The following is a 19,566-nucleotide window of genomic DNA, read 5'->3' as shown; positions in this document are numbered from 1 at the left end:
CTGTGGAATCGGACTTTCGGCGTGTCGCGGGCGTGTCGCCGCACGGCCTCTTCCACGACCACACTCGAGGCCCGGTACCGTTGTCTGGTGGCGGGATATCGGGACCTTCTTCGCACGCCCGGAGTGGCGCGCATGATCGCGGCTCAGCTGACCGCGCGCTTCCCCAACGGCATGATGTCCCTCGCGATCCTGCTGCACGTCGAGCAGCAGACCGGGTCGTACGGCTCCGCCGGCCTCGTCCTCGCCGCGACCAGCGTGGGGCAGGCCGTCGCCGGCCCGATCACGAGTCGGTGGATGGGCGTCTGGGGCATGCGACGCGTGATCACCCTCACCCTGTCGGTGTGCGTCGTCACCGTGCTCGGCCTCGCTCTGCTTCCGCTCGACGTGCCTGGTTACATGCTGCTCGGGATGGTCGCGGGGCTCTCCACCCCGCCCGTGCAGGCCGCCGTGCGCACGATCTACCCGAAGCTCGTGAACTCCTCGAACCTCACGCCGCTGTTCTCCCTCGACGCCTCGCTGCAGGAGATCATCTGGGTGCTGGCGCCGGTCGTCATCACCCTGGTCTCCACCCAGATCGGCACGGCGGAGGGCCTGCTGCTGGTGGCGATCATCCTCGTCGGCGGCGGCGCCTGGTTCATCCTCTCCCCCGAGGTCGGTCGGGTGCGCATCCCGCGCAGCCGCAATGCGCTGGGCAAGGTCGTCCTCAAACCTCCCGTGCTGCTGGCGACCGTCATCGGCTTCCTGCTGATCGGCGCCTGCTCCGCGGTCGAGGTGGGCGTCGTCGCGACCTTCGAGCACGGCAGTCTCGCGGCCGGACTCGTGCTCGCCGTGTTCTCGGCGGGGAGCCTGGCGGGCGGCCTGGCGTTCGGCCACATCCCGATCGGGCCGTGGGCCATGGCGCGCCGCCTGCTGATCGTCACGATCGGCCTGGGCCTCACGATGGTCATGCTCAACGTGTTCTGGCTGGGCGGCACCCTGATCCTCGCCGGCATCGGCATCGCTCCCGCCCTCGCCGTGCTCTTCGCCATCACCTCGGCCAGCGTGAAGTTCAGCGAGACCGCTGAAGCCTTCGGCTGGGCGGGCACCGGGCAGCTGATCGGCGCGGCAGCCGGATCCGCCGTCGCCGGGTTCCTCGTCGATGCGAGCGACTGGCGCGGCGCCTACCTGGCCGCCACGATCTTCGCCGCGGTCGGCCTGCTCGTCTCCATGGTCTTCGTCCGTTCCTTCCCCGACCTGCGTCATCGCGACGCGAGCCCGTCTCCCGACACCGAACCCCTGGCGGTCACCCCCTCATGAGCTCCACCTCCTCCCCCGTCTCCGCACCCGAGATCGTCTGCGTCGGCGAGACCATGGCGCTGATCACACCGACCGATGCCGCACTCGCGAAAGCGGGTCACGCGACGATCGGCATCGCCGGGGCGGAGTCGAACGTGTCGGCCGGGGTCGCCGCGACCGGGCACCGCGTGGCGTGGGCATCACGCCTCGGCGCCGATCCGCTCGGCGACCGCATCGCGTCGGAGCTCGAGCGTCGCGGCGTGGAGCTGTGGGTCGAGCGCGATGACACCAGCCCGACCGGCGTGATGTTCAAGGATCCGGGCGTCGAGTCCTCCTCCGTCTACTACTACCGCCGAGGCTCCGCGGCCTCTCGCATGGAGGCGGGGTTCCTGACGCCGGAGCGGCTCGACGGCGTGCGCATCGTGCACACCACCGGGATCACGCCCGCGCTCTCCGCATCCTGCCGCGAGATGGTGGACCGGCTCTTCGCCGACGCACGCACAGCCGGTGCGCTGGTGTCCTTCGACGTGAACGACCGCCGCCCCCTGTGGAGTCGAGAGGATGCGGCCGAGACCCTCGCCCGCCTGGCCGACGCCGCCGACATCACCTTCGTCGGACGCGACGAGGCCGAACGCATCTGGGGAACCGCGACGGCGGCCGAGATCCGGGCCTTCCTGCCGAACTGCGCGCTGCTGATCGTCAAGGACGGCGACATCGGCGCGACCGCATACGACGGCGACGCCGAGCCGGTGTTCGTCCCCGCTCCGGTGGTCGACGTGGTCGAGCCGGTCGGCGCGGGCGATGCTTTCGCCTCCGGCTTCCTGGCGGCGACCCTCGACGGCGCCGACCTCGCCGCACGCCTCTCCGCGGGTCACGCCGCCGCCGAGAGGGTGCTGCTGATCGCGGCGGACCTGCCGGCATTGCCGCCGCTCGACTGACACTCGGGATCGCTTCCGGGGAAGACTCTCCCCTTTCACTGAACGCCCGTTCAGAGATCGCCGAGCGGCGTCAAGCGACTGCTCGGTGAACGCTCGTCGCCTTTCGATGAACGACGGATGACGGGTGGCAGGAACCGCCGTTTCGCTGCGCCCCGCGCTAGTAGCTTCGCGAATGGCGCCTCCTCCACCCTGTTGCAGCGCGCCATCACCCCTCTCGAATCCCGACGAAAGGTGCTGCCTGCGATGGCGCGCTTGCCACGATCCCTGACCCTGCGGCGCAGTGCCGCGTTCACCGCGGGCGGCCTCGCCGCCGCCGTCGGCCTCACGTTCCTCGGAGGCGGCGTCGCCGTCGCCGCGGGAGGCCTCAACCCGCCTGCCGTCGCCCCCGCGACGGTGTTCGTCCCGTCGGCCGTGCCGGATCGCGTGATCCTCACACCGACCGCGACTCCCGAGACGAGCCAGAGTGTCAGCTGGCGCACGTCCTCGGACGTCACGTCGCCGCAGATGCAGCTCGCCCCTCTGACCGCGACGCCCGTCGACGTGGCTGCGGCGCGCACGATCACCGCCACCACCACCGGCTTCGAGTCGAACTTCGGCTACGAGATCGCCCATCACTCGGCCACGGTCGATGAGTTGAAGGCCGCGACGACGTACCTGTACCGGGTCGGCGACGGCACGACCTGGAGCGAGTGGCTCGAGTTCACCACGGCGGATGACAAGCCAGGCAACTTCAGCTTCCTCGTGCAAGGAGACGCGCAGAACGACAACAAGGCGTTCACCTCGCGCGCCCTCCGCGCCGCGTTCGAGGCCCGCCCGTACGCGCGCACGGTCGTGCACGCCGGTGACCTGATCGACACCGAGACCTCGGATGCCGAATGGGGAGAGTGGCACGAGGCCGCTGCCTTCTCGAACCAGTACCTCAATGTGATCGCCGCCACCGGCAACCACGAGTACTACCCGGGACCGGAGCTCTCGAAGCACTGGGACGCGCAGTTCGAATACCCGGCCAACGGCCCCGAGGGCGCTGACCTGGGGGAGACCGTCTACTCGGTCGACTACCAGGGCGTGCGCTTCATCACGCTCAACAGCACCCAGGCGTTCGACCCCGCGAGCCTGTCGGCGCAGACCGAATGGCTCGAGGGCCAGCTCGCTGAGAACCCGAACACCTGGACCGTCGTGGCCTTCCATCACCCGGTCTTCTCGGTCACGTCCGGCCGCGACAACGCGGTGCTGCGCGAGGCGTGGATGCCGATGTTCGAGAAGTACGGCGTCGACCTCGTCGTCCAGGGCCACGACCACGCCTACGGTCGCGGCAACCTGATCGCCAACGAGAAGAACCTGCCCGCGGGCGCCGACCCGGCGAAGAGCCACACCGGACCGGTGTACCTCGTCTCCGTCGCCGGACCGAAGATGTACATCCCGGACCCGGAGGACGCCAACAACTGGACAGCCAACGACGCGAACCTCCGCGTCGTCGGACGCGACGTGCAGCTGTTCCAGACGGTCGACGTCACCGACGACGAGTTCCACGTCGAGGCCCGCACCGTCGACGGCGCCCTGTTCGACTCCTTCACGATCGAGATGGCGAAGGACGGCAGCAAGCTCGTGAGCGACGACACGGCATGGGCGGCAGGACCCGGCTCGACGCGTGACGGCCTGCCGGGGGCCACCGACCCGGTCGATCCGGTCGATCCCGTCGACCCGGTCGATCCCGTCGACCCGGTGGACCCCGTCGACCCGGATGGCGTCTCGATCACCCTCTCCACCGCACAGGTGGCTCCCGGCGAGGAGATCGAACTGCAGGCGAAGGGACTCGAGCCCGGCGAACGCGCCTCGATCGAGCTGCACTCGACACCGGTGCAGCTCGCCGTCGCCTCGAGCGACGCCGACGGTGCACTGGCGGCGACCGTGCGCATCCCCGCCGACACCGCCCCGGGCGAGCACGAGATCGTCGTGACCGGCCTCGGCTCCGACGCCACCGGACGCATCGCGATCATCGTGACGCAGCCGTCGGACGGCGGCGGCTCCCTCGCAGCGACCGGGTGGGCCGGAGGCGGCCTCGCCCTGTTCGGCATCCTCATCACCGCGGCCGGTGCCGCCGTGATCCTCCGCGCCCGTTCCCGCTCCGCCGCGTGACCGGCCCCTTCCTCTCTTCCCGAAAGGCATTGATCTCGATGACCACCCCCTTCACGCGGCGCCGCTCCCCGTGGTGGCTCGCCGCCTGCGCCCTCGCGGGAGCCGTGCTCCTGTCGGGCGGCGTCCTGGCCGCTCCCGCGCCCAGTGCGCAGGCCGCGGAGGACACCCCCTCCCGCTGGGAGCCCTCCGCGATCCCTGACCGGATCGTCCTCACTCCCGCAGCCGACGCCACCACGCAGCAGAGTGTGACCTGGCGCACCTCGGCGACCACCGACCGCGGCCTCGTGCAGTACCGCACCATGACGCCGGCCCCCTACCCGGGTGGCGTGCTCGAGGCGGAAGCCGCGCACACCGAGGTCACCACCGACATCGGCTACACCCAGAACATGCACACCGCCACGATCACGGGCCTGCAGCCCGGTGTCGAGTACATGTACCGCGTGGGCGACGGGACGAACTTCTCGGAGTGGCAGGACTTCGCCACAGCCAGCGCGACCGACAAGACGACCTCGTTCATCTTCCTCGGCGACATCCAGAACGGCATCCTGAGCGACGGCTCGCGCGTGCTGCGCAACGCTTTCCGCGACCGGCCGAACGCGGATGCGGTGGTGCAGATCGGCGACCTCGTCAACGATGCGAATTCGGACGAGGAGTGGGGCGAGCTGTTCGACGCCTTCTCCTACTCGCTGGGCACGCAGAACCTCATCACGACGCCCGGCAACCACGAGTACGACGGTGGCCTGTCCCGCACTTGGCGCGCGCAGCTCCCCTACCCGGACAACGGTCCGAGCGGTGAGGGCGACATCTACGACGAGCTCGCCGGCACGGTGTACTTCACCGACCGTGAGGGGGTGCGCTTCATCTCCCTCAACAGCAACATCTCGTCCGAGGAGGGCCTGCGCGTCCAAGCCGAGTGGCTCGAAGGGGTGCTCGCCGACAACGCGAACGAGTGGACCGTCGTGCTGTTCCACCACCCCGTGTACTCCCTCGACGAGGGCCGCAACAACCTCGGCATCCGCACCGTCTGGGGCTCCCTCCTGGAGAAGTACAACGTCGACCTGGTGCTCCAGGGCCACGACCACGCCTACGGCCGGGGCAACACACTCGCCGCGGAGGAGAACCTCCCGGCGGGCGCCGACCCAAAGAAGAGCGCGACCGGACCCGTCTACGTCGGCTCGAGCGCGAGCGTGAAGCTGTACGAATACGGGCCGCGCCTGTGGAAGGAGAACGGCGCGCACCTGCGTCGCCTCGACGGCGGCAAGCAGTTCTACCAGCTCGTCGATGTCACCGAGGGCACGCTGCGCTATGAGTCGCGCACGGCCGATGGCGAGTTCTTCGACGGTGTGACCATCAAGAAGGATGAGAAGGGCAAGCTCGTCACCGACGGCGTGGACCCGCAGGAGATCCCGACCGGTCCCGTGCAACCGTGCCTCGGCTGCGGCGGCAACCCCGACCCCGGTGAGGTCACGCCCGAGGTGCCGACCGGCGAGGTCGACTACGAGGTCACCGGGAACCTGGCGTCGGTGGATCGTTCGAAGGCTAGCCTGCCGGCGGGCATGGCCTACTCCGAGTCCCGCGACCTGCTGTACCTGGGCGACCAGAACAGCCGGAAGATCTTCGAGATCGACCCCGACACCGACAAGGTCCTGGGCGAGATGACACTGCCGGAGAACATCCGCGACATCGGCATCGACGACGAGAAGAACCTCCTCTACGTCGGACAGCAGAACCGCAACTGGCTCGTCGTATCCATCGCCCCCGACACCTTCGGACAAGTCGTCCGAGGACCCTTCCCCACCATCGAGTCCAACCGCTCGATCGACGTCGACCCGAAACTCGGACACGTCTACGTCGCCGTCCCCTCCCGCGGCATCGAAGTCCTCGACGTCGACACCGGAGCCTCCCTCGGAGTCATCAACGGCACCGCAGACGCCTACTACGTCGCCGCCGACCCCACCACCGGCACCGTCGTCAGCACCAAGTTCCACGACCTCACGGACGTGATCAACCTGGAGGCCTTCGACGCGTCGAACGGGTTCGCGAAGCTCTGGTAGGCCACTCGCAGGGCGAATCCGCGTCAGCTCGACATCGACTCCACCAATGGCCTGCTCTACATCGGCTACACCGGCACGACGGCCGACCGCGGCGGATTCTCCGTGCACGACCTGGCGACAGGTGCACTGCTCGGCGACTTCGCCGGGGCGAAGTACGGCAAGGACGGCTACGGCATCACAGTCGACGAGGAGCACCAGCGCGTGTTCGTCTCCAACCGCGACTTCCGCCTCAACCCGCCAGGAGAGGAACTCACCTCCGCCGCCGTGACCGTCAGCATCCGCAAGGTCGATCCCACGGACCCGACCGATCCCACGGACCCGACCGATCCGACGGATCCCACGGACCCGACCGATCCCACGGACCCGACAGATCCGGATACCCCGGAGTTCACGGCCCGTTCGCTGACCGTGATCCCCTCGGCGACCGACGTCCCCGAGTCGGATGATCGACCGGTCGGATCGGCCGTCGACAGTCGTACCGGGAACCTCTTCGTCGGCAACGAGATGCGCCCGGCGCGCGTCTGGGAGATCGACCCGGAGACGGACGCCCTGGTGCGCACGCTCGACGTGCCGGCCCCCACCGCGGCAGACGAGGGTGTGCGAGACGTCGCGCTCGACGAGTCGACGGGTGAGCTGTACGTCGCCTACTCGAACCAGTGGCTCGTGATGGACGCGGCCAGCGGCGACCTGAAGCGCGGTCCGTACGCGTTCACGGCGAACGTGCGCGGCATCGACGTCGACCCCGAGGCGGGCCTGGTGTTCGGAGCCACGCGCGGGTCGGGTGTAGAGATCATTGATGCCGCGACGGGGGCGCCGATCACCGTGACACCGGCGGGCGCGTCGCCCTGGCGTTCGCATGGCGTCGCCTGGGACGGGGTGAACGACCGCCTCTACGTCGGCACGGCGGACGCCGAGGGCTCGACCGACGGTGTGCGGGTGTTCGCGGGCGGAACGTGGGAGCTCGTCGGGACCATCCCGATGGCGAACGCCGACCTGCGCTCGCTGGCTGTGGACACCGCGAGCGGACGGCTCATCGCCGGACACCAGTCGGCAACCTTCGATGCGAGCGGGGTGTCGGTCTACTCGACCGACGACCTCTCGCTGGTCGCCCGTCTGAGCGCTCATGCCTACGGCGACAAGGTCTACGGCGTCTCGGTGAACCCCACCGACGGCGAGATCTACGTGTCGGCGCGTGACCGGTTCCCCTCGGGCCTGATCGCGATCAGCACCGACTGACCGGACCGACCGGCAGAGGGGATGCATCCGCCCGGGTGCATCCCCTCTGTGCTGCTCGGGTCGGAGCTGCTCGGGCGCTTCCGGAGACGGACATCGCTCCCGGTCGTAGGCTGGTGCCATGCCTGCACCGCTCACGCTGCCCCGCCTCTCGTGGGGCACTCCGTCGGCCTCGCGGCGGGCGCTTCTGGTCCACGGTCTCGGCTCTTCGGGCGCGCTGATGTGGCGCCTGGGTGATGCTCTCGCCGACGCCGGATGGCATGCCACGGCCGTCGATCTCCGGGGTCACGGCGATGCCCCGCGCTCCCTCGACTATTCCGTCGCCGCCTACGGCGCCGATGTCGCCGCCACCCATCCGGCGGACGGCGGAGCGTGGGACGCGGTCATCGGCCACTCCCTCGGCGGCGCGGCGAGCACGGTCGCGGCGGCATCCTCCCCCGAATGGACGCGACGCCTCGTGCTCATCGATCCCGCGATCCATGTCGACGGACGCGACGCGGCCATCGTCCGCCGGAGCCAGGAGCGCGCCTTCGCCGACACCCGGCTCGAGGTCGTGCAGCAGGAGCACCCGCACTGGCATCCGCAGGACCAGGAGCTCAAAGTCGACGCCGTCCTGCGCGCCAGCGCCTGGGCGGTGGAGCAGACCAGCGTCCAGAACCAGCCGTGGGACGTGCGCGCCGACGCCGCGCGCCTCACCGTGCCGACGCACGTGATCGGCGCCGATCCCGCGGTCTACAGCATCTTCACCGGGGACCTCGCCGCGGAAGTCCTCGCCGCGAATCCGCTGATCACCCTGTCCGTCGTCGAGGGTGCAGGACATTCGCTGCACCGTGATCGCCCGGACGAATCCGTCCGTCAGCTTCTGGAGGCACTCGCATGAGCACGTTCGATCCCACAGCCTTCCTGCCCGACGACCTTCTCGAACGAATCAGGGAGCGCGCGCCGATCCACGACCGCGAGAACACCTTCCCCCAGCAGGATCTCGATGAGCTGCGCGACGCCGGCTACCTGTCGATCCTGGTGCCCACCGAACGCGGCGGTGCCGGGCTCGGACTCGCCGAGGCCGCGCTCCTCCAGCAGCGACTGGCGGGTGCCGCTCCGGCGACGGCGCTGGCCATCAACATGCACCTGGTGTGGACCGGGGTGGCGAAGGTGTTCTCCGACCGCGGCGTTCCGGGCCTCGAGTTCGTGCAGGACGGCGCGGTCGCGGGCGAGGTCTTCGCGTTCGGCATCAGCGAGGGCGGCAACGACCTGGTGCTCTTCGGCAGCGACACCGCCGCCGTGCCCGACGGGGACGGCGGCTACGCCTTCACCGGCACGAAGATCTTCACGTCTCTCGCCCCGGTGTGGACGCGGCTCGGACTGCACGGCCTCGACACCACGAGCTCCGACGCGCCGAAGCTGGTGTTCGCGTTCGTGGAGCGGACGGATGCCGTCACCACCTCCGATGACTGGGACACCCTGGGCATGCGCGGAACGCAGAGCCGCACCACGCGTCTGAACGGTGCAATGGCGGATGCCGCGCACGTGGTGCGCCGCATCGATCCCGGTCCCAGCCCCGACCCGATCGTGTTCGGCATCTTCTCGGTGTTCGAGATCCTCCTGGCCTCGGTGTACACCGGCATCGCCCGGCGCGCACTCGAGCTGGCGGTCGCCACCGCGCAGAAGCGGCACTCGAAGAAGACCGGGCTGGCATACAGCCAGGACCCCGACATCCGCTGGCGCATCGCCGACATGGGGCTCGCGTACGACGCGCTGCCTCCGCAGATCGCGGCGCTCGCCCGCGACGTCGACGATCGTGTCGACAACGGGGTGCGCTGGTTCCCGCTGCTCTCGGGCGTCAAGCACCGCGCGATCACGATGGCCAAGCACGTCGTCGACGAGGCGATGCTCGTGGCGGGCGGTGGCTCCTACTTCTCGGCGAACGAGCTGTCCCGGCTGTATCGCGACGTGCTGGCGGGTGCCTTCCACCCCTCCGACCCCGAATCCGCGCATTCCACTGCGGCGAGCGCACTGCTGGGTCCGATCGAGTCCTGAGCGCATTCCCGCCGGTTCCGTCGATGAAGCACGTCGCGACCGCGGAATCGGTTGCCTGACGCGGTGACGAGTGCGAAGATCGCACCATGGGTCCGGTGAAGAAGAATCCCACACTCGACGCGATCTCCAAGACGATCATCGAGCTGCTCCAGGAAGACGGACGCCGCTCGTATTCCGACATCGGTCGTGTGGTCGGCCTGAGCGAGGCCGCCGTACGGCAGCGCGTGCAGCGGCTGACGGAGTCCGGGGTGATGCAGATCGTCGCGGTCACCGATCCGATGCAGCTCGGTTTCCCCCGGCAGGCGATGATCGGCATCCGCGTGTCGGGAGATACACGACACGTCGCCGAGGCCGTGGCGGCGATCGATGCCGTCGACTATGTCGTCATCACGGTCGGCTCCTTCGACGTCCTCGCAGAGGTGGTCTGTGAGGACGACGACGACCTGCTGTCTCTGATCAACGACGTCATCCGCCCGATCGACGGCGTCCTCTCCACCGAGACCTTCATCTACGCGAAGCTGCAGAAGCAGCTCTACAACTGGGGGACCAGATGAACACCGCACGCACCATCCCGTCGGAGTCCGCGCTGCAGACGATGGCGAAGGACCATCTCTGGATGCACTTCGCCCGGCAGTCCACGATGGCCGAGTCCGGTGTCCCGATCATCGTCAAAGGCGACGGCCATCGGATCTGGGACGCGAAGGGCAAGGAGTACTTCGACGGCCTCGCCGGCCTGTTCGTGGTGAACGCCGGTCACGGTCGGCGACGACTAGCCGAGGCGGCCGCCGCGCAGGCATCCGAGCTGGCGTTCTTCCCGCTGTGGTCGTATGCGCATCCGGCGGCGATCGAGCTGGCCGACCGTCTCGCGGACGAGGCTCCGGGCGACCTCAACCGAGTCTTCTTCTCCACGGGCGGCGGCGAGGCCGTCGAGACCGCGTTCAAGCTCGCGAAGCACTACTGGAAGCTGCAGGGGAAGCCCGCCAAGCACAAGGTGATCTCCCGGGCGGTCGCGTACCACGGCACCCCGCAGGGAGCGCTGGCGATCACCGGCATCCCGGCGATGAAGTCGATGTTCGAGCCGGTCACCCCTGGCGGCTTCCGCGTGCCGAACACCAACTTCTACCGCGCGGCCGAGATGGGTGCGCCTGCCGACGACCTCGAGGCCTTCGGACGCTGGGCGGCAGACCGCATCGAGGAGATGATCCTGTTCGAGGGTGCCGACACGGTCGCCGCGGTGTTCCTCGAGCCGGTGCAGAACTCCGGCGGCTGCTTCCCGCCGCCTCCCGGCTACTTCGCGCGCGTCCGCGAGATCTGCGACCGCCATGACGTGCTCCTCGTGTCGGACGAGGTCATCTGCGCCTTCGGGCGCCTCGGCCACACGTTCGCCTGCACGGGCCTCGGCTACGTGCCCGACATGATCACCTGCGCCAAGGGCATGACGAGCGGCTACTCCCCGATCGGCGCGACGATAGTCAGCGACCGCATCTACGAGCCGTTCTCGAAGGGAGACGTCTCTTTCCCGCACGGTTACACGTTCGGCGGTCACCCCGTCTCCGCGGCAGTCGCCCTGGAAAACCTCGACATCTTCGACGAGGAGGGACTCAACGCGAATGTCCGCGAGAACTCTCCGCTCTTCCGCGCCGAGCTCGAGAAGCTGCTCGACCTGCCCATGGTCGGTGACGTGCGCGGGGACGGGTACTTCTTCGGCATCGAGCTCGTGAAGGACAAGGCCACCAAGGAGACCTTCGACGGCGCCGAGTCCGAGCGGCTGCTGCGTGGGTTCCTCTCCCCCGCGCTGTTCGAGGCGGGCCTGTACTGTCGCGCCGACGACCGCGGCGACCCCGTCATCCAGCTCGCGCCACCGCTCACCGTCGGGCCGGCCGAGTTCCGCGAGATCGAGCAGATCCTCCGTGACGTGCTGACGCGCGCGCAGTCGGTGCTCTAAGGCGTCGAGTCCGTCGCAGGTGGGCGGACGAGAACCTGCTACTTGGAGTCGAAGTCGAAGGCTTTGAGCAGCTCGACCACGGCCTTGTCGCGTTCGTCTCCACCCGCATCGAACATGTGGGTGACGTGCGTGCGGAGGTGGTTCTCGAGCAGCAGCCGGTTCAGCGACTCGAGGGAACGCTGGATCGCACGCGACTGCGTGATGATGTCCATGCAGTACTCCTCGTTCTCGATCATCCGCGCGACGCCGCGCATCTGCCCCTCGAGGATGCTGGTGCGGTGCAGGGCGCGCTTCTTGATGTCTTCGATCACGTCTCGAGGCTACCGCCCGTGAAAGGATGACGTCATGCCGCGAACACCGATGACGCAGCTCTCGCCTGCTGACCAGGAACGCCTGCGCGCGCTCCGCCGAATGAAGGCCGTCGCCCTCGGAGCTCTGGTGTTCATGGCCGTGGTCTTCGTGTTCGCCTTCGCCTTCCAGCAGCGGTTCGACTGGCTGGCCTATGTCCGGGCCGCGGCAGAGGGCGGCATGGTGGGCGCGCTCGCGGACTGGTTCGCCGTGACCGCGCTGTTCCGCCGCCCGCTGGGACTGCCGATCCCGCACACCGCGATCATCCCGAGCCGCAAGGACGAGATCGGCCGGAGCCTCGGCGAATTCGTCGAGACGAACTTCCTGGCGGGCGATGTCGTGCGCACCAAGCTGTCGAGCACGCGGATCGCCCTCCGTGCCGGTGAGTGGCTGCGTGAGGCTCCGCACGCCGAGCGCGTCGGCGCCGAGGGGGCGACCATCGCGACGGCGGTGCTCAACGCACTGAGCGACGACGACGTGCGCGACCTCATCACCGACCTCGCGCGCGAGCACCTCGTCGCTCCGGAGTGGGGCCCGCCCGCGGGCGCGTGGCTCGAGAAGATCGTCGAGGCCGATGCACATCACGGCGCCGTCGATCTCGCGGTCGACAGCATCGGACGCTGGCTCGAGGCCAACGCCGAGTCGTTCGCCGGGCTCGTCTCGCGCCGCCTTCCCGGCTGGGTGCCGAAGCTCGCCCATCGCTTCGTCGACGACACGGTCTACAACGAGGCGATCAAGTTCGTCCACGCCGTGCAGGCCGACCCGCGGCACCCCGCGCGCATCGCCGTCGACGGTTACCTCGGCCGCCTCGCCGACAACCTGCAGAACGACCCCGCCACCCGCGCCAAGCTCGAGAACGCGAAGGCGTCGCTGTTCGACAGCCCTCGGGTCGGTGCCCTGGCCGCCGAGGCGTGGAACACCGCGAAGAACGGGCTGCTCGCGGCTCTCGCCGACCCCGAGAGCGGTCTGCGCCGACGAGCGGTGCAGGCGCTGCAGGAGGTCGGCGAACGCCTGACGACGGATGCCGCGCTGCAGAACCGCGTGGACACCTGGGTGTCCGATGCCGCCGTCTTCCTCGTCGACCGCTACCGCCACGACATCGCGTCGATCATCACCGACACCGTCGAGCGCTGGGACCCGGCCGAGACCACGGAGAAGATCGAGCTCATGGTCGGACGCGACCTGCAGTACATCCGCCTGAACGGCACGTTCGTCGGCGCCCTCGCCGGCCTCGCCATCTTCACGATCGCCCACGCCCTGATCCCCGGAGTCTGACATGGCACCCGCATCCCCACAGCTGAGTCACGACCCGCTCTGGCGGCGCGCCGGATCCTGGCCCGCCTTCAGCGGTGCAGCCGATGCCGTGCTGCTCGGCGTACCGACCTGGCGCACGTCGCTTTCACCGACAGGTGCGCACGCGACACCGACCGCGATCCGCGAAGCCCTCCCCCGATACGGAACCGCCCTGATGGGCCCGCCCGTGATCGAACTCGATGACGTGCTGCGCATCGCCGACGCCGGCGACGTGACCGATCCCGACGGATCCGCCGGCGAGGCGAGGGTCATCTCCCGCGTGCGAGAGCTCACCGGTGCCACGGACCTCGTGATCGCGCTCGGCGGCGACAACTCGCTCACGTATCCGGTGGCCCTCGGCGCCCAGGCGACCGGGCTGATCACCTTCGACGCGCACTTCGACCTTCGCGACGGGATCTCCAACGGCACGCCGGTGCGCCGCCTCGTCGAAGACGTGCCTGCCGCGTCGTCGCTCGGCACCGCGCGCATCGATCCGTCCAGGATCGTTCAGATCGGCATCGCCGACTTCGCGAACTCCGCCGCCTACGCGCAGCGTGCCGCTGAGTGGGGCATCCGGGTGATCACCCTCGACGAGCTGCGCCGTCGCGGCGTCGACGACGTGGTCGCGGAGGCCCTGGAGATCGCGGGCGCCGGTGAGGACTCCCGCGTGCACCTCGACATCGACGTGGACGTGTGCGACCGCTCGGTCGCACCGGGTTGCCCCGCGAGTGTGCCGGGCGGGCTCCAGGCATGGGAGCTGCGCGCGCTGACCCGTGCCGTGGCCGCGGATCCCCGCGTCGTGAGCGCCGACATCGCCGAGGTCGACGCGACGGCCGATGCCGAGGATGCCCGCACGGTCCGGCTCGCGGCGCTGTGCGTGCTCGAACTGCTCGCCGGTCTCGCCGCCCGTCGGTGACTCACACGACGGCGACGACTCACACGACGGTCGTGCCGTCCTTCCACACCTGACGCACCAGGGGCACGCCCGGGCGGTACGCGAGATGCACGCGGGTGGGGGCATCGAGCAGCACGAGGTCGGCGCGGGCTCCGGGGGCGATGATCCCGACGTCGTCGCGCCGCAGCGCACGGGCGCCCCCTGCGGTCGCCGCCCAGACGGCTTCGGCCGGGGTCAGGCCCATGTCGCGCACAGCGATCGCGATGCAGAACGGCATCGACGAGGTGAAGCTCGATCCCGGATTCGTGTCGCAGGCGAGGGCCACGGTGACGCCCGCATCGATCAGGCGTCGCGCGTCGGGGTAGGGCTGTCTGGTCGAGAACTCGACTCCCGGAAGCAGCGTGAGGACGGTGGAGCTCTGGGCGAGCGCGTCGATGTCGGCGTCCGTCAGGTAAGTGCCGTGGTCGATGGACGCTGCGCCCAGATCGACCGCGAGGCGCACGCCGTCGCCCGGTCCGAGCTGGCTCGCATGGACGCGGGGCGCGAGTCCGCGCGCCATCCCCGCCTCGAGCACCCGCCGTGATTGCGCCACGGTGAATGCGCCGGTCTCGCAGAACACGTCGATCCACTTCGCGTGCGGTGCGCAGGCGTCGAGCATGGGGCCCGTGACCAGGTCCACGTACTCATCCGGGCGGTCGGCGTACTCCGCGGGAACGACGTGCGCGCCGAGGAAGGTCACCTCCGATGTGACCTCCGCCGCCAGACGCACGAGCCGTTCCTCGTAGGCGACACTCAGCCCGTAGCCGCTCTTGACCTCGACGGTGGTCGTCCCCTGCGCGAGCATCTCGGCGAGGAACCCGCGGAGTCGCGCGCGCAGCTCCTCGTCACTCGCTGCCCGGGTGGCGGCGACGGTGGAGCGGATGCCGCCGGCGGCGTACTTCTGCCCCGCCATGCGCGCCTCGAACTCCGCCGCGCGGTCGCCCGCGAACACCAGGTGGCTGTGGCTGTCGACGAATCCGGGGATCACGGCCCGGCCGCCGGCATCCACCGTGCCATCGGACGCCGGTGCGTCCGCGGCCGCGCCGACCCAGGCGATGCGGTCGTCCTCCATCAGGACGGCCGCATCGCTCAGCGTTCCGCAGGGGTCGCCATCGGCGGCGATATTGGTGGTGAGTTCTGCGATGTTGGTCAGCAGCGTGCGCATCGCCGTTCCTCCCGTTCGAGATCCTTCGAGTGTGTCAGAGCATCGGGATGTTCAGGCCGCGCTCGCGCGCGACCTCGCGGGCGTGCTCATACCCGGCATCCACGTGGCGCATCACACCGGTGCCCGGGTCGTTGGTGAGCACCCGTTCGAGCTTCTCCGCGGCGAGGGCCGAGCCGTCGGCGACGGTCACCTGACCCGCGTGGATCGAGCGGCCGATGCCGACACCGCCTCCGTGGTGCAGCGATACCCAGGAGGCACCGGATGCCGTGTTCAGCAGCGCGTTCAGCAGGGGCCAGTCGGCGATGGCATCGGAGCCGTCCTTCATGGCTTCGGTCTCGCGGTACGGCGAGGCGACCGAGCCCGAGTCCAGGTGGTCCCGTCCGATCACGATCGGCGCCGAGATCTCGCCCGACGCGACCATCTCGTTGAACTTGAGCCCCGCGAGGTGCCGCTCCTTGTAGCCGAGCCAGCAGATGCGTGCGGGGAGTCCCTCGAAGTGCACCTTCTCGGCGGCCTTCTCCAGCCAGCGGTGCAGGGCCGCGTCCTCGGGGAAGAGTTCGGCGATGGCGCGATCGGTCTTGTAGATGTCCTCGGGGTCTCCGGAGAGAGCCGCCCAGCGGAACGGACCGCGCCCCTCTTCGAACTGCGGACGGATGTAGGCGGGCACGAATCCGGGGAACGCGAAGGCCCGGTCGTAGCCACCGAGCTGCGCCTCGGCTCTGATCGAGTTGCCGTAGTCGAACACGGCAGCTCCCGCGTCCTGGAACGCGACCATCGCCTCGACATGTGCCGCCATGGATTCGCGCGACCGGCGAGTGAACTCCTCGGCGTCGCGCTCGGCTTCGGCCTTCCACTCCTCGACGCCGATCCCGATCGGGAGGTACGCGAGCGGATCGTGCGCGCTGGTCTGATCGGTCACGATGTCGATCGGCACGCCACGGCGCCGCAGTTCGGGGAAGACCTCGGCCGCGTTGCCGACGACACCGACCGAGAGCGCCTCACCGGCCTCCTTCGCGGCGATGACCCGTGCGACAGCCGCGTCGAGGTCGGTCGTGTACTCGTCGAGATAGCCGTGGTCCACCCGCCGAGCGAGACGCGACTCGTCGACGTCGACGATCAGCACCGCGCCGTCGTTCATGGTGACCGCCAGGGGCTGGGCCCCGCCCATGCCACCGGCACCGCCGGTGAGGGTGAGGGTGCCGACCAGGGAATCCCGGCCGAGGGAGCGCGCCACTGCGGCGAACGTCTCGTAGGTCCCCTGCAGAATGCCCTGCGTACCGATGTAGATCCAGGAGCCGGCGGTCATCTGCCCGTACATGATGAGGCCGAGTTCCTCGAGACGGCGGAACTCCGGCCAGTTCGCCCAGTCCCCCACCAGGTTCGAGTTGGCGATGAGCACGCGCGGCGCCCACTCGTGGGTGCGGAAGACGCCGACCGGCTTGCCCGACTGCACGAGCAGCGTCTCGTCGGGTTCGAGCTCGTCGAGAGTGCGCACGATCGCGTCGTAGGCCTCCCAGCTGCGGGCGGCCTTGCCCGTCCCGCCGTACACGACGAGGTCCTCGGGGTGCTCGGCCACTTCGGGGTCGAGGTTGTTCATCAGCATGCGCTTGGCGGCTTCAGCGCCCCAGCTCTTCGCGGTGCGTGTGTTTCCGCGCGCAGCGCGGACGGCACGCGGCCCAGCGGTCGTGTTCTCAGCCATCGATGTGCTCCTTTGCGATGCGGGCGACGTCGCCCGACTGGACGAGGGCGGTGACCGCTTCCATCTCCGGGGAGAGGAAGCGGTCGGGGCCGGGGCCGGCGGCGACCGTGCGGACCAGGTCGCGTACGGCGCCGGTCGCGGGTCCTGCCTGCAGCGGGGCGCGCAGATCGAGGGCGCGAGCGCCGGTGAGGATCTCGATCGCGAGCACGCGGCCAAGGCCGTCGATCGCACGGCGCAGCTTGCGCGCGGCGGCCCACCCCATCGAGACGTGGTCCTCCTGCATGGCGGACGATGGGATCGAATCGACGGATGCCGGCACCGCCAGGCGCTTCAGCTCGGAGACGATGCCCGCGGCCGCGTACTGCGCGATCATGAGGCCCGAGTCGACGCCCACCTCGTCGGCGAGGAATGGAGGGAGGCCGTGACTGCGTGCCGGATCCAGCGCGCGGTCGGTCCGGCGCTCCGACACCGACGCGACGTCGGCGACCGAGATGGCCAGGAAGTCGAGGACGGCAGCCACCGGGGCGCCGTGGAAGTTGCCGTTGGACTCGATGCGTCCGTCCACGGTGATGACCGGGTTGTCGATGACGCTGGCAAGCTCGCGGCCGGCGATCATCGCTGCGTGTGCGAGCGTGTCGCGGGCTGCGCCGTGCACCTGGGGCGAGCAGCGCAGCGAATAGGCGTCCTGCACGCGCCCGTCCTCGGGCCCCTTGTGGCTGGCGACCATCGGGGAGTCCGACAGCAGCGCCCGAAGGTTACCGGCGGATGCGGTCTGCCCCGTCTGCGGGCGCAGGGCCATGAGGTCGGCGGCGAAGACCGCGTCGGTACCGAGCTGAGACTCCACCGACATCGCCGCAGCCACGTCGGCAGTGAGCAAGAGCATCTCGAGGTCGTACAGCGCAAGCACCAGCATGCCGAGCATGCCGTCGGTGCCGTTGATGAGGGCGAGACCCTCCTTCTCGACAAGCACGAGCGGTACGATCCCCGCCGTCGCGAGCGCTTCGGACGCGGGGACGAGAGCACCCGATGCGTCGCGGACCTCACCTTCCCCCATCGCGGCGAGGGCGATGTGCGCGAGGGGCGCGAGGTCGCCGGAGCACCCGAGCGAGCCGTACTCACGCACGACGGGGGTGATCCCGGAGTTCAACATGGCCGCATAGGTCTCGACGACGACGGGGCGCACGCCCGTGCGCCCCGAGCTCAGGGTCTGCAGGCGGAGGAGTTGCAGTCCCCGGACGACCTCGCGCTCGACCTCGGCGCCGGTGCCTGCGGCGTGAGAACGGATCAGGCTGGCCTGCAGCTGCAGGCGCCGGTCGGGCGCGATGAACGTGGTCGCGAGGGCGCCGAATCCCGTCGAGACTCCGTAGTGCGGATGCGGGTCTGCGGCGAGGCCGTCGATCACGCGACGGGTCTCTGCGACGCGGCCGAGAGCATCCGCGTCGATCTGCACGGGGACATCGTGGCGGACGACGGCGACGACATCGGCAGGAGACAGCGGGGCCGCTCCGATGACAACGGGAACAGGAACAGTCATGACTCGATTCCACACCCGACGTGTCGTGAGCGGCACCCGTTCATGCAATGCTTTGTCTGTGATCCCAGACAAGCCCGATGCATCACCGGTCGTCGGCACGCAGGTACCTGCGGCAGACAACACGCTCCGCATCCTGAGCTTTCTCGCCGGGCGGCCCGCTCCGGTGGCGGCGTCGGCGATCGCGCGCGAGCTCGATCTGCCGCGGTCGACGGTCTACCACCTCCTCACCACGCTGGCCTCTCACGGGTTCGTTCTGCATCTGCGCGAGGAACGGCGATGGGGGCTCGGCGCGTCGGCATTCGAGTTGGCCGGCGGCTACACCCGCCAGCAGCCACTTGCGCGGAGAGGCCGACCGCTCGTGGCCGCGCTCTCCGACCGGTTGGGAGAGACCGCGCATCTTGCAGTGATGAGCGGCGGCGATGTGCTCTACATCGTCGAGGAGCGCGCGCCGCGACGGCCCGCTCTCGTGACCGACGTCGGTGTACGGCTCCCGGCACACCTCACCGCGTCGGGGCGAGCGATGCTCGCTGCTCTCCCCCGTGAGCAGGTGCGGGCCCTGTACCCGGATCTGTCGGCGTTCCCCGACCGGACGGGGCTCGGGCCGCGCTCACCACGAGAGCTGCGGGAGCTCCTCCGCGAGGTGCGCTCACGAGGGTACGCGACAGAGAACAGCGAGATCGCGGACGGACTGCGCAGCGTGGGCGCCGCAGTTCTCGACGCCGCCGGGTGGCCGGTGGCCGCGGTGGCTGTGACTTGGGGGCGAGCGGATCTGGACGAGAACCTTCTGGCCGCAGCTGTGCAGGAGTGCGCAGCCATGCTCGAGGCTCGTCTGAAGCGGTGAAGCAACGACGTCGCGGCGCGCGTTAACGCAGAAGAGCCACCCCGCGAGGGATGGCTCTTCTGTTCTTCTCCAGCACAATGCAAAATGGCCACCCATCGATGGGTGGCCATTTTGTCTAAAAGGAGTCCGGCGGT

General features: G+C 69.5%; 16 protein-coding genes. 12 read left to right on the top strand and 4 right to left on the bottom strand.

What is annotated here, in order from left to right; translation table 11 throughout:
* Positions 1–87 precede the first annotated feature (87 nt).
* The 9 genes from OC372_RS14525 to OC372_RS14485 all read left to right on the top strand — a co-directional run bounded on the left by OC372_RS14525 (position 88) and on the right by OC372_RS14485 (position 11,618).
* On the top strand, positions 88–1,296 hold the full coding sequence (locus OC372_RS14525) for an MFS transporter (RefSeq protein ID WP_262002491.1): 1,209 nt from the start codon (positions 88–90) through the stop codon (positions 1,294–1,296).
* The gene (locus tag OC372_RS14520; protein ID WP_262002490.1) at positions 1,293–2,213 is read left to right on the top strand and encodes a sugar kinase; all 921 of its coding nucleotides are present in this window, start codon (positions 1,293–1,295) and stop codon (positions 2,211–2,213) included. Before OC372_RS14525 ends, OC372_RS14520 begins: the two co-directional genes overlap by 4 nt.
* Before the next feature lie 252 nt (positions 2,214–2,465).
* Positions 2,466–4,349 carry a purple acid phosphatase family protein gene (locus tag OC372_RS14515; RefSeq protein WP_262002489.1) on the top strand — a complete coding sequence of 628 codons (1,884 nt, stop codon included), beginning with the start codon at positions 2,466–2,468 and terminating at the stop codon, positions 4,347–4,349.
* Between the two features lie 38 nt (positions 4,350–4,387).
* Entirely contained in the window at positions 4,388–6,403 is a 2,016-nt protein-coding gene (locus OC372_RS14510) for a metallophosphoesterase (RefSeq protein ID WP_262002488.1), read from the top strand.
* A 102-nt stretch (positions 6,404–6,505) separates the two neighbouring features.
* Entirely contained in the window at positions 6,506–7,639 is a 1,134-nt protein-coding gene (locus OC372_RS14505) for a hypothetical protein (RefSeq protein WP_262002487.1), read from the top strand.
* Between the two features lie 118 nt (positions 7,640–7,757).
* Positions 7,758–8,516, top strand: a complete 759-nt coding sequence (locus OC372_RS14500; protein ID WP_262002486.1) for an alpha/beta fold hydrolase — start codon at positions 7,758–7,760, stop codon at positions 8,514–8,516.
* Positions 8,513–9,673 carry an acyl-CoA dehydrogenase family protein gene (locus tag OC372_RS14495; RefSeq protein ID WP_262002485.1) on the top strand — a complete coding sequence of 387 codons (1,161 nt, stop codon included), beginning with the start codon at positions 8,513–8,515 and terminating at the stop codon, positions 9,671–9,673. The genes OC372_RS14500 and OC372_RS14495 overlap by 4 nt, the downstream gene beginning before the upstream one ends.
* An 86-nt stretch (positions 9,674–9,759) precedes the next feature.
* A complete protein-coding gene (locus tag OC372_RS14490; protein WP_029262065.1) occupies positions 9,760–10,227 on the top strand; it encodes an Lrp/AsnC family transcriptional regulator in 468 nt (155 codons plus the stop codon).
* The gene (locus tag OC372_RS14485; protein ID WP_262002484.1) at positions 10,224–11,618 is read left to right on the top strand and encodes an aspartate aminotransferase family protein; all 1,395 of its coding nucleotides are present in this window, start codon (positions 10,224–10,226) and stop codon (positions 11,616–11,618) included. The genes OC372_RS14490 and OC372_RS14485 overlap by 4 nt, the downstream gene beginning before the upstream one ends.
* A 38-nt stretch (positions 11,619–11,656) precedes the next feature.
* Here OC372_RS14485 and OC372_RS14480 read toward each other — a convergent pair whose 3' ends face one another.
* A complete protein-coding gene (locus OC372_RS14480; protein WP_029262067.1) occupies positions 11,657–11,929 on the bottom strand; it encodes a metal-sensitive transcriptional regulator in 273 nt (90 codons plus the stop codon).
* Positions 11,930–11,963: 34 nt separating this feature from the next.
* Here OC372_RS14480 and OC372_RS14475 point away from each other — a divergent pair, with 34 nt between their 5' ends.
* Positions 11,964–13,241: a DUF445 domain-containing protein gene (locus tag OC372_RS14475; RefSeq protein ID WP_262002483.1), complete on the top strand. Its 1,278-nt coding sequence runs from the start codon at positions 11,964–11,966 to the stop codon at positions 13,239–13,241.
* Position 13,242: 1 nt separating this feature from the next.
* Positions 13,243–14,175, top strand: a complete 933-nt coding sequence (locus tag OC372_RS14470; protein WP_262002482.1) for an agmatinase family protein — start codon at positions 13,243–13,245, stop codon at positions 14,173–14,175.
* A gap of 19 nt (positions 14,176–14,194) precedes the next feature.
* Here OC372_RS14470 and hutI read toward each other — a convergent pair whose 3' ends face one another.
* From hutI to hutH, 3 genes are read right to left on the bottom strand one after another with little or no spacing between them, the layout of a single operon-like run.
* Positions 14,195–15,358: an imidazolonepropionase gene (hutI, locus tag OC372_RS14465; RefSeq protein WP_262002481.1), complete on the bottom strand. Its 1,164-nt coding sequence runs from the start codon at positions 15,356–15,358 to the stop codon at positions 14,195–14,197.
* 34 nt (positions 15,359–15,392) lie between these two features.
* Positions 15,393–17,057: a urocanate hydratase gene (gene hutU, locus OC372_RS14460; protein ID WP_262002480.1), complete on the bottom strand. Its 1,665-nt coding sequence runs from the start codon at positions 17,055–17,057 to the stop codon at positions 15,393–15,395.
* Positions 17,050–18,591, bottom strand: coding sequence for a histidine ammonia-lyase (gene hutH, locus OC372_RS14455; protein ID WP_262002479.1), 1,542 nt, complete (start codon positions 18,589–18,591; stop codon positions 17,050–17,052). The genes hutU and hutH overlap by 8 nt, the downstream gene beginning before the upstream one ends.
* 58 nt (positions 18,592–18,649) lie before the next feature.
* Here hutH and OC372_RS14450 point away from each other — a divergent pair, with 58 nt between their 5' ends.
* A complete protein-coding gene (locus OC372_RS14450) occupies positions 18,650–19,432 on the top strand; it encodes an IclR family transcriptional regulator (RefSeq protein WP_410054871.1) in 783 nt (260 codons plus the stop codon).
* Positions 19,433–19,566 lie beyond the last annotated feature (134 nt).

Origin of the sequence: Microbacterium sp. Mcb102 (assembly GCF_024519805.1) — a bacterium.
Taxonomy (GTDB): domain Bacteria; phylum Actinomycetota; class Actinomycetes; order Actinomycetales; family Microbacteriaceae; genus Microbacterium.
The sequence above is the reverse complement of the archived record's forward strand: the minus strand, read 5'-3'. Positions and strand labels throughout refer to the sequence as shown.

What these genes read in the sequence shown, in the direction of transcription:
- OC372_RS14520 (WP_262002490.1), top strand. Translation starts at nt 1,293, where the DNA reads ATGAGCTCCACCTCCTCCCCCGTCTCCGCACCCGAGATCGTCTGCGTC.
- OC372_RS14510 (WP_262002488.1), top strand. Translation starts at nt 4,388, where the DNA reads ATGACCACCCCCTTCACGCGGCGCCGCTCCCCGTGGTGGCTCGCCGCC.
- OC372_RS14500 (WP_262002486.1), top strand. Translation starts at nt 7,758, where the DNA reads ATGCCTGCACCGCTCACGCTGCCCCGCCTCTCGTGGGGCACTCCGTCG.
- OC372_RS14495 (WP_262002485.1), top strand. Translation starts at nt 8,513, where the DNA reads ATGAGCACGTTCGATCCCACAGCCTTCCTGCCCGACGACCTTCTCGAA.
- OC372_RS14490 (WP_029262065.1), top strand. Translation starts at nt 9,760, where the DNA reads ATGGGTCCGGTGAAGAAGAATCCCACACTCGACGCGATCTCCAAGACG.
- OC372_RS14485 (WP_262002484.1), top strand. Translation starts at nt 10,224, where the DNA reads ATGAACACCGCACGCACCATCCCGTCGGAGTCCGCGCTGCAGACGATG.
- OC372_RS14475 (WP_262002483.1), top strand. Translation starts at nt 11,964, where the DNA reads ATGCCGCGAACACCGATGACGCAGCTCTCGCCTGCTGACCAGGAACGC.
- OC372_RS14470 (WP_262002482.1), top strand. Translation starts at nt 13,243, where the DNA reads ATGGCACCCGCATCCCCACAGCTGAGTCACGACCCGCTCTGGCGGCGC.
- hutI (WP_262002481.1), bottom strand. Translation starts at nt 15,358, where the DNA reads ATGCGCACGCTGCTGACCAACATCGCAGAACTCACCACCAATATCGCC.
- hutU (WP_262002480.1), bottom strand. Translation starts at nt 17,057, where the DNA reads ATGGCTGAGAACACGACCGCTGGGCCGCGTGCCGTCCGCGCTGCGCGC.
- hutH (WP_262002479.1), bottom strand. Translation starts at nt 18,591, where the DNA reads ATGACTGTTCCTGTTCCCGTTGTCATCGGAGCGGCCCCGCTGTCTCCT.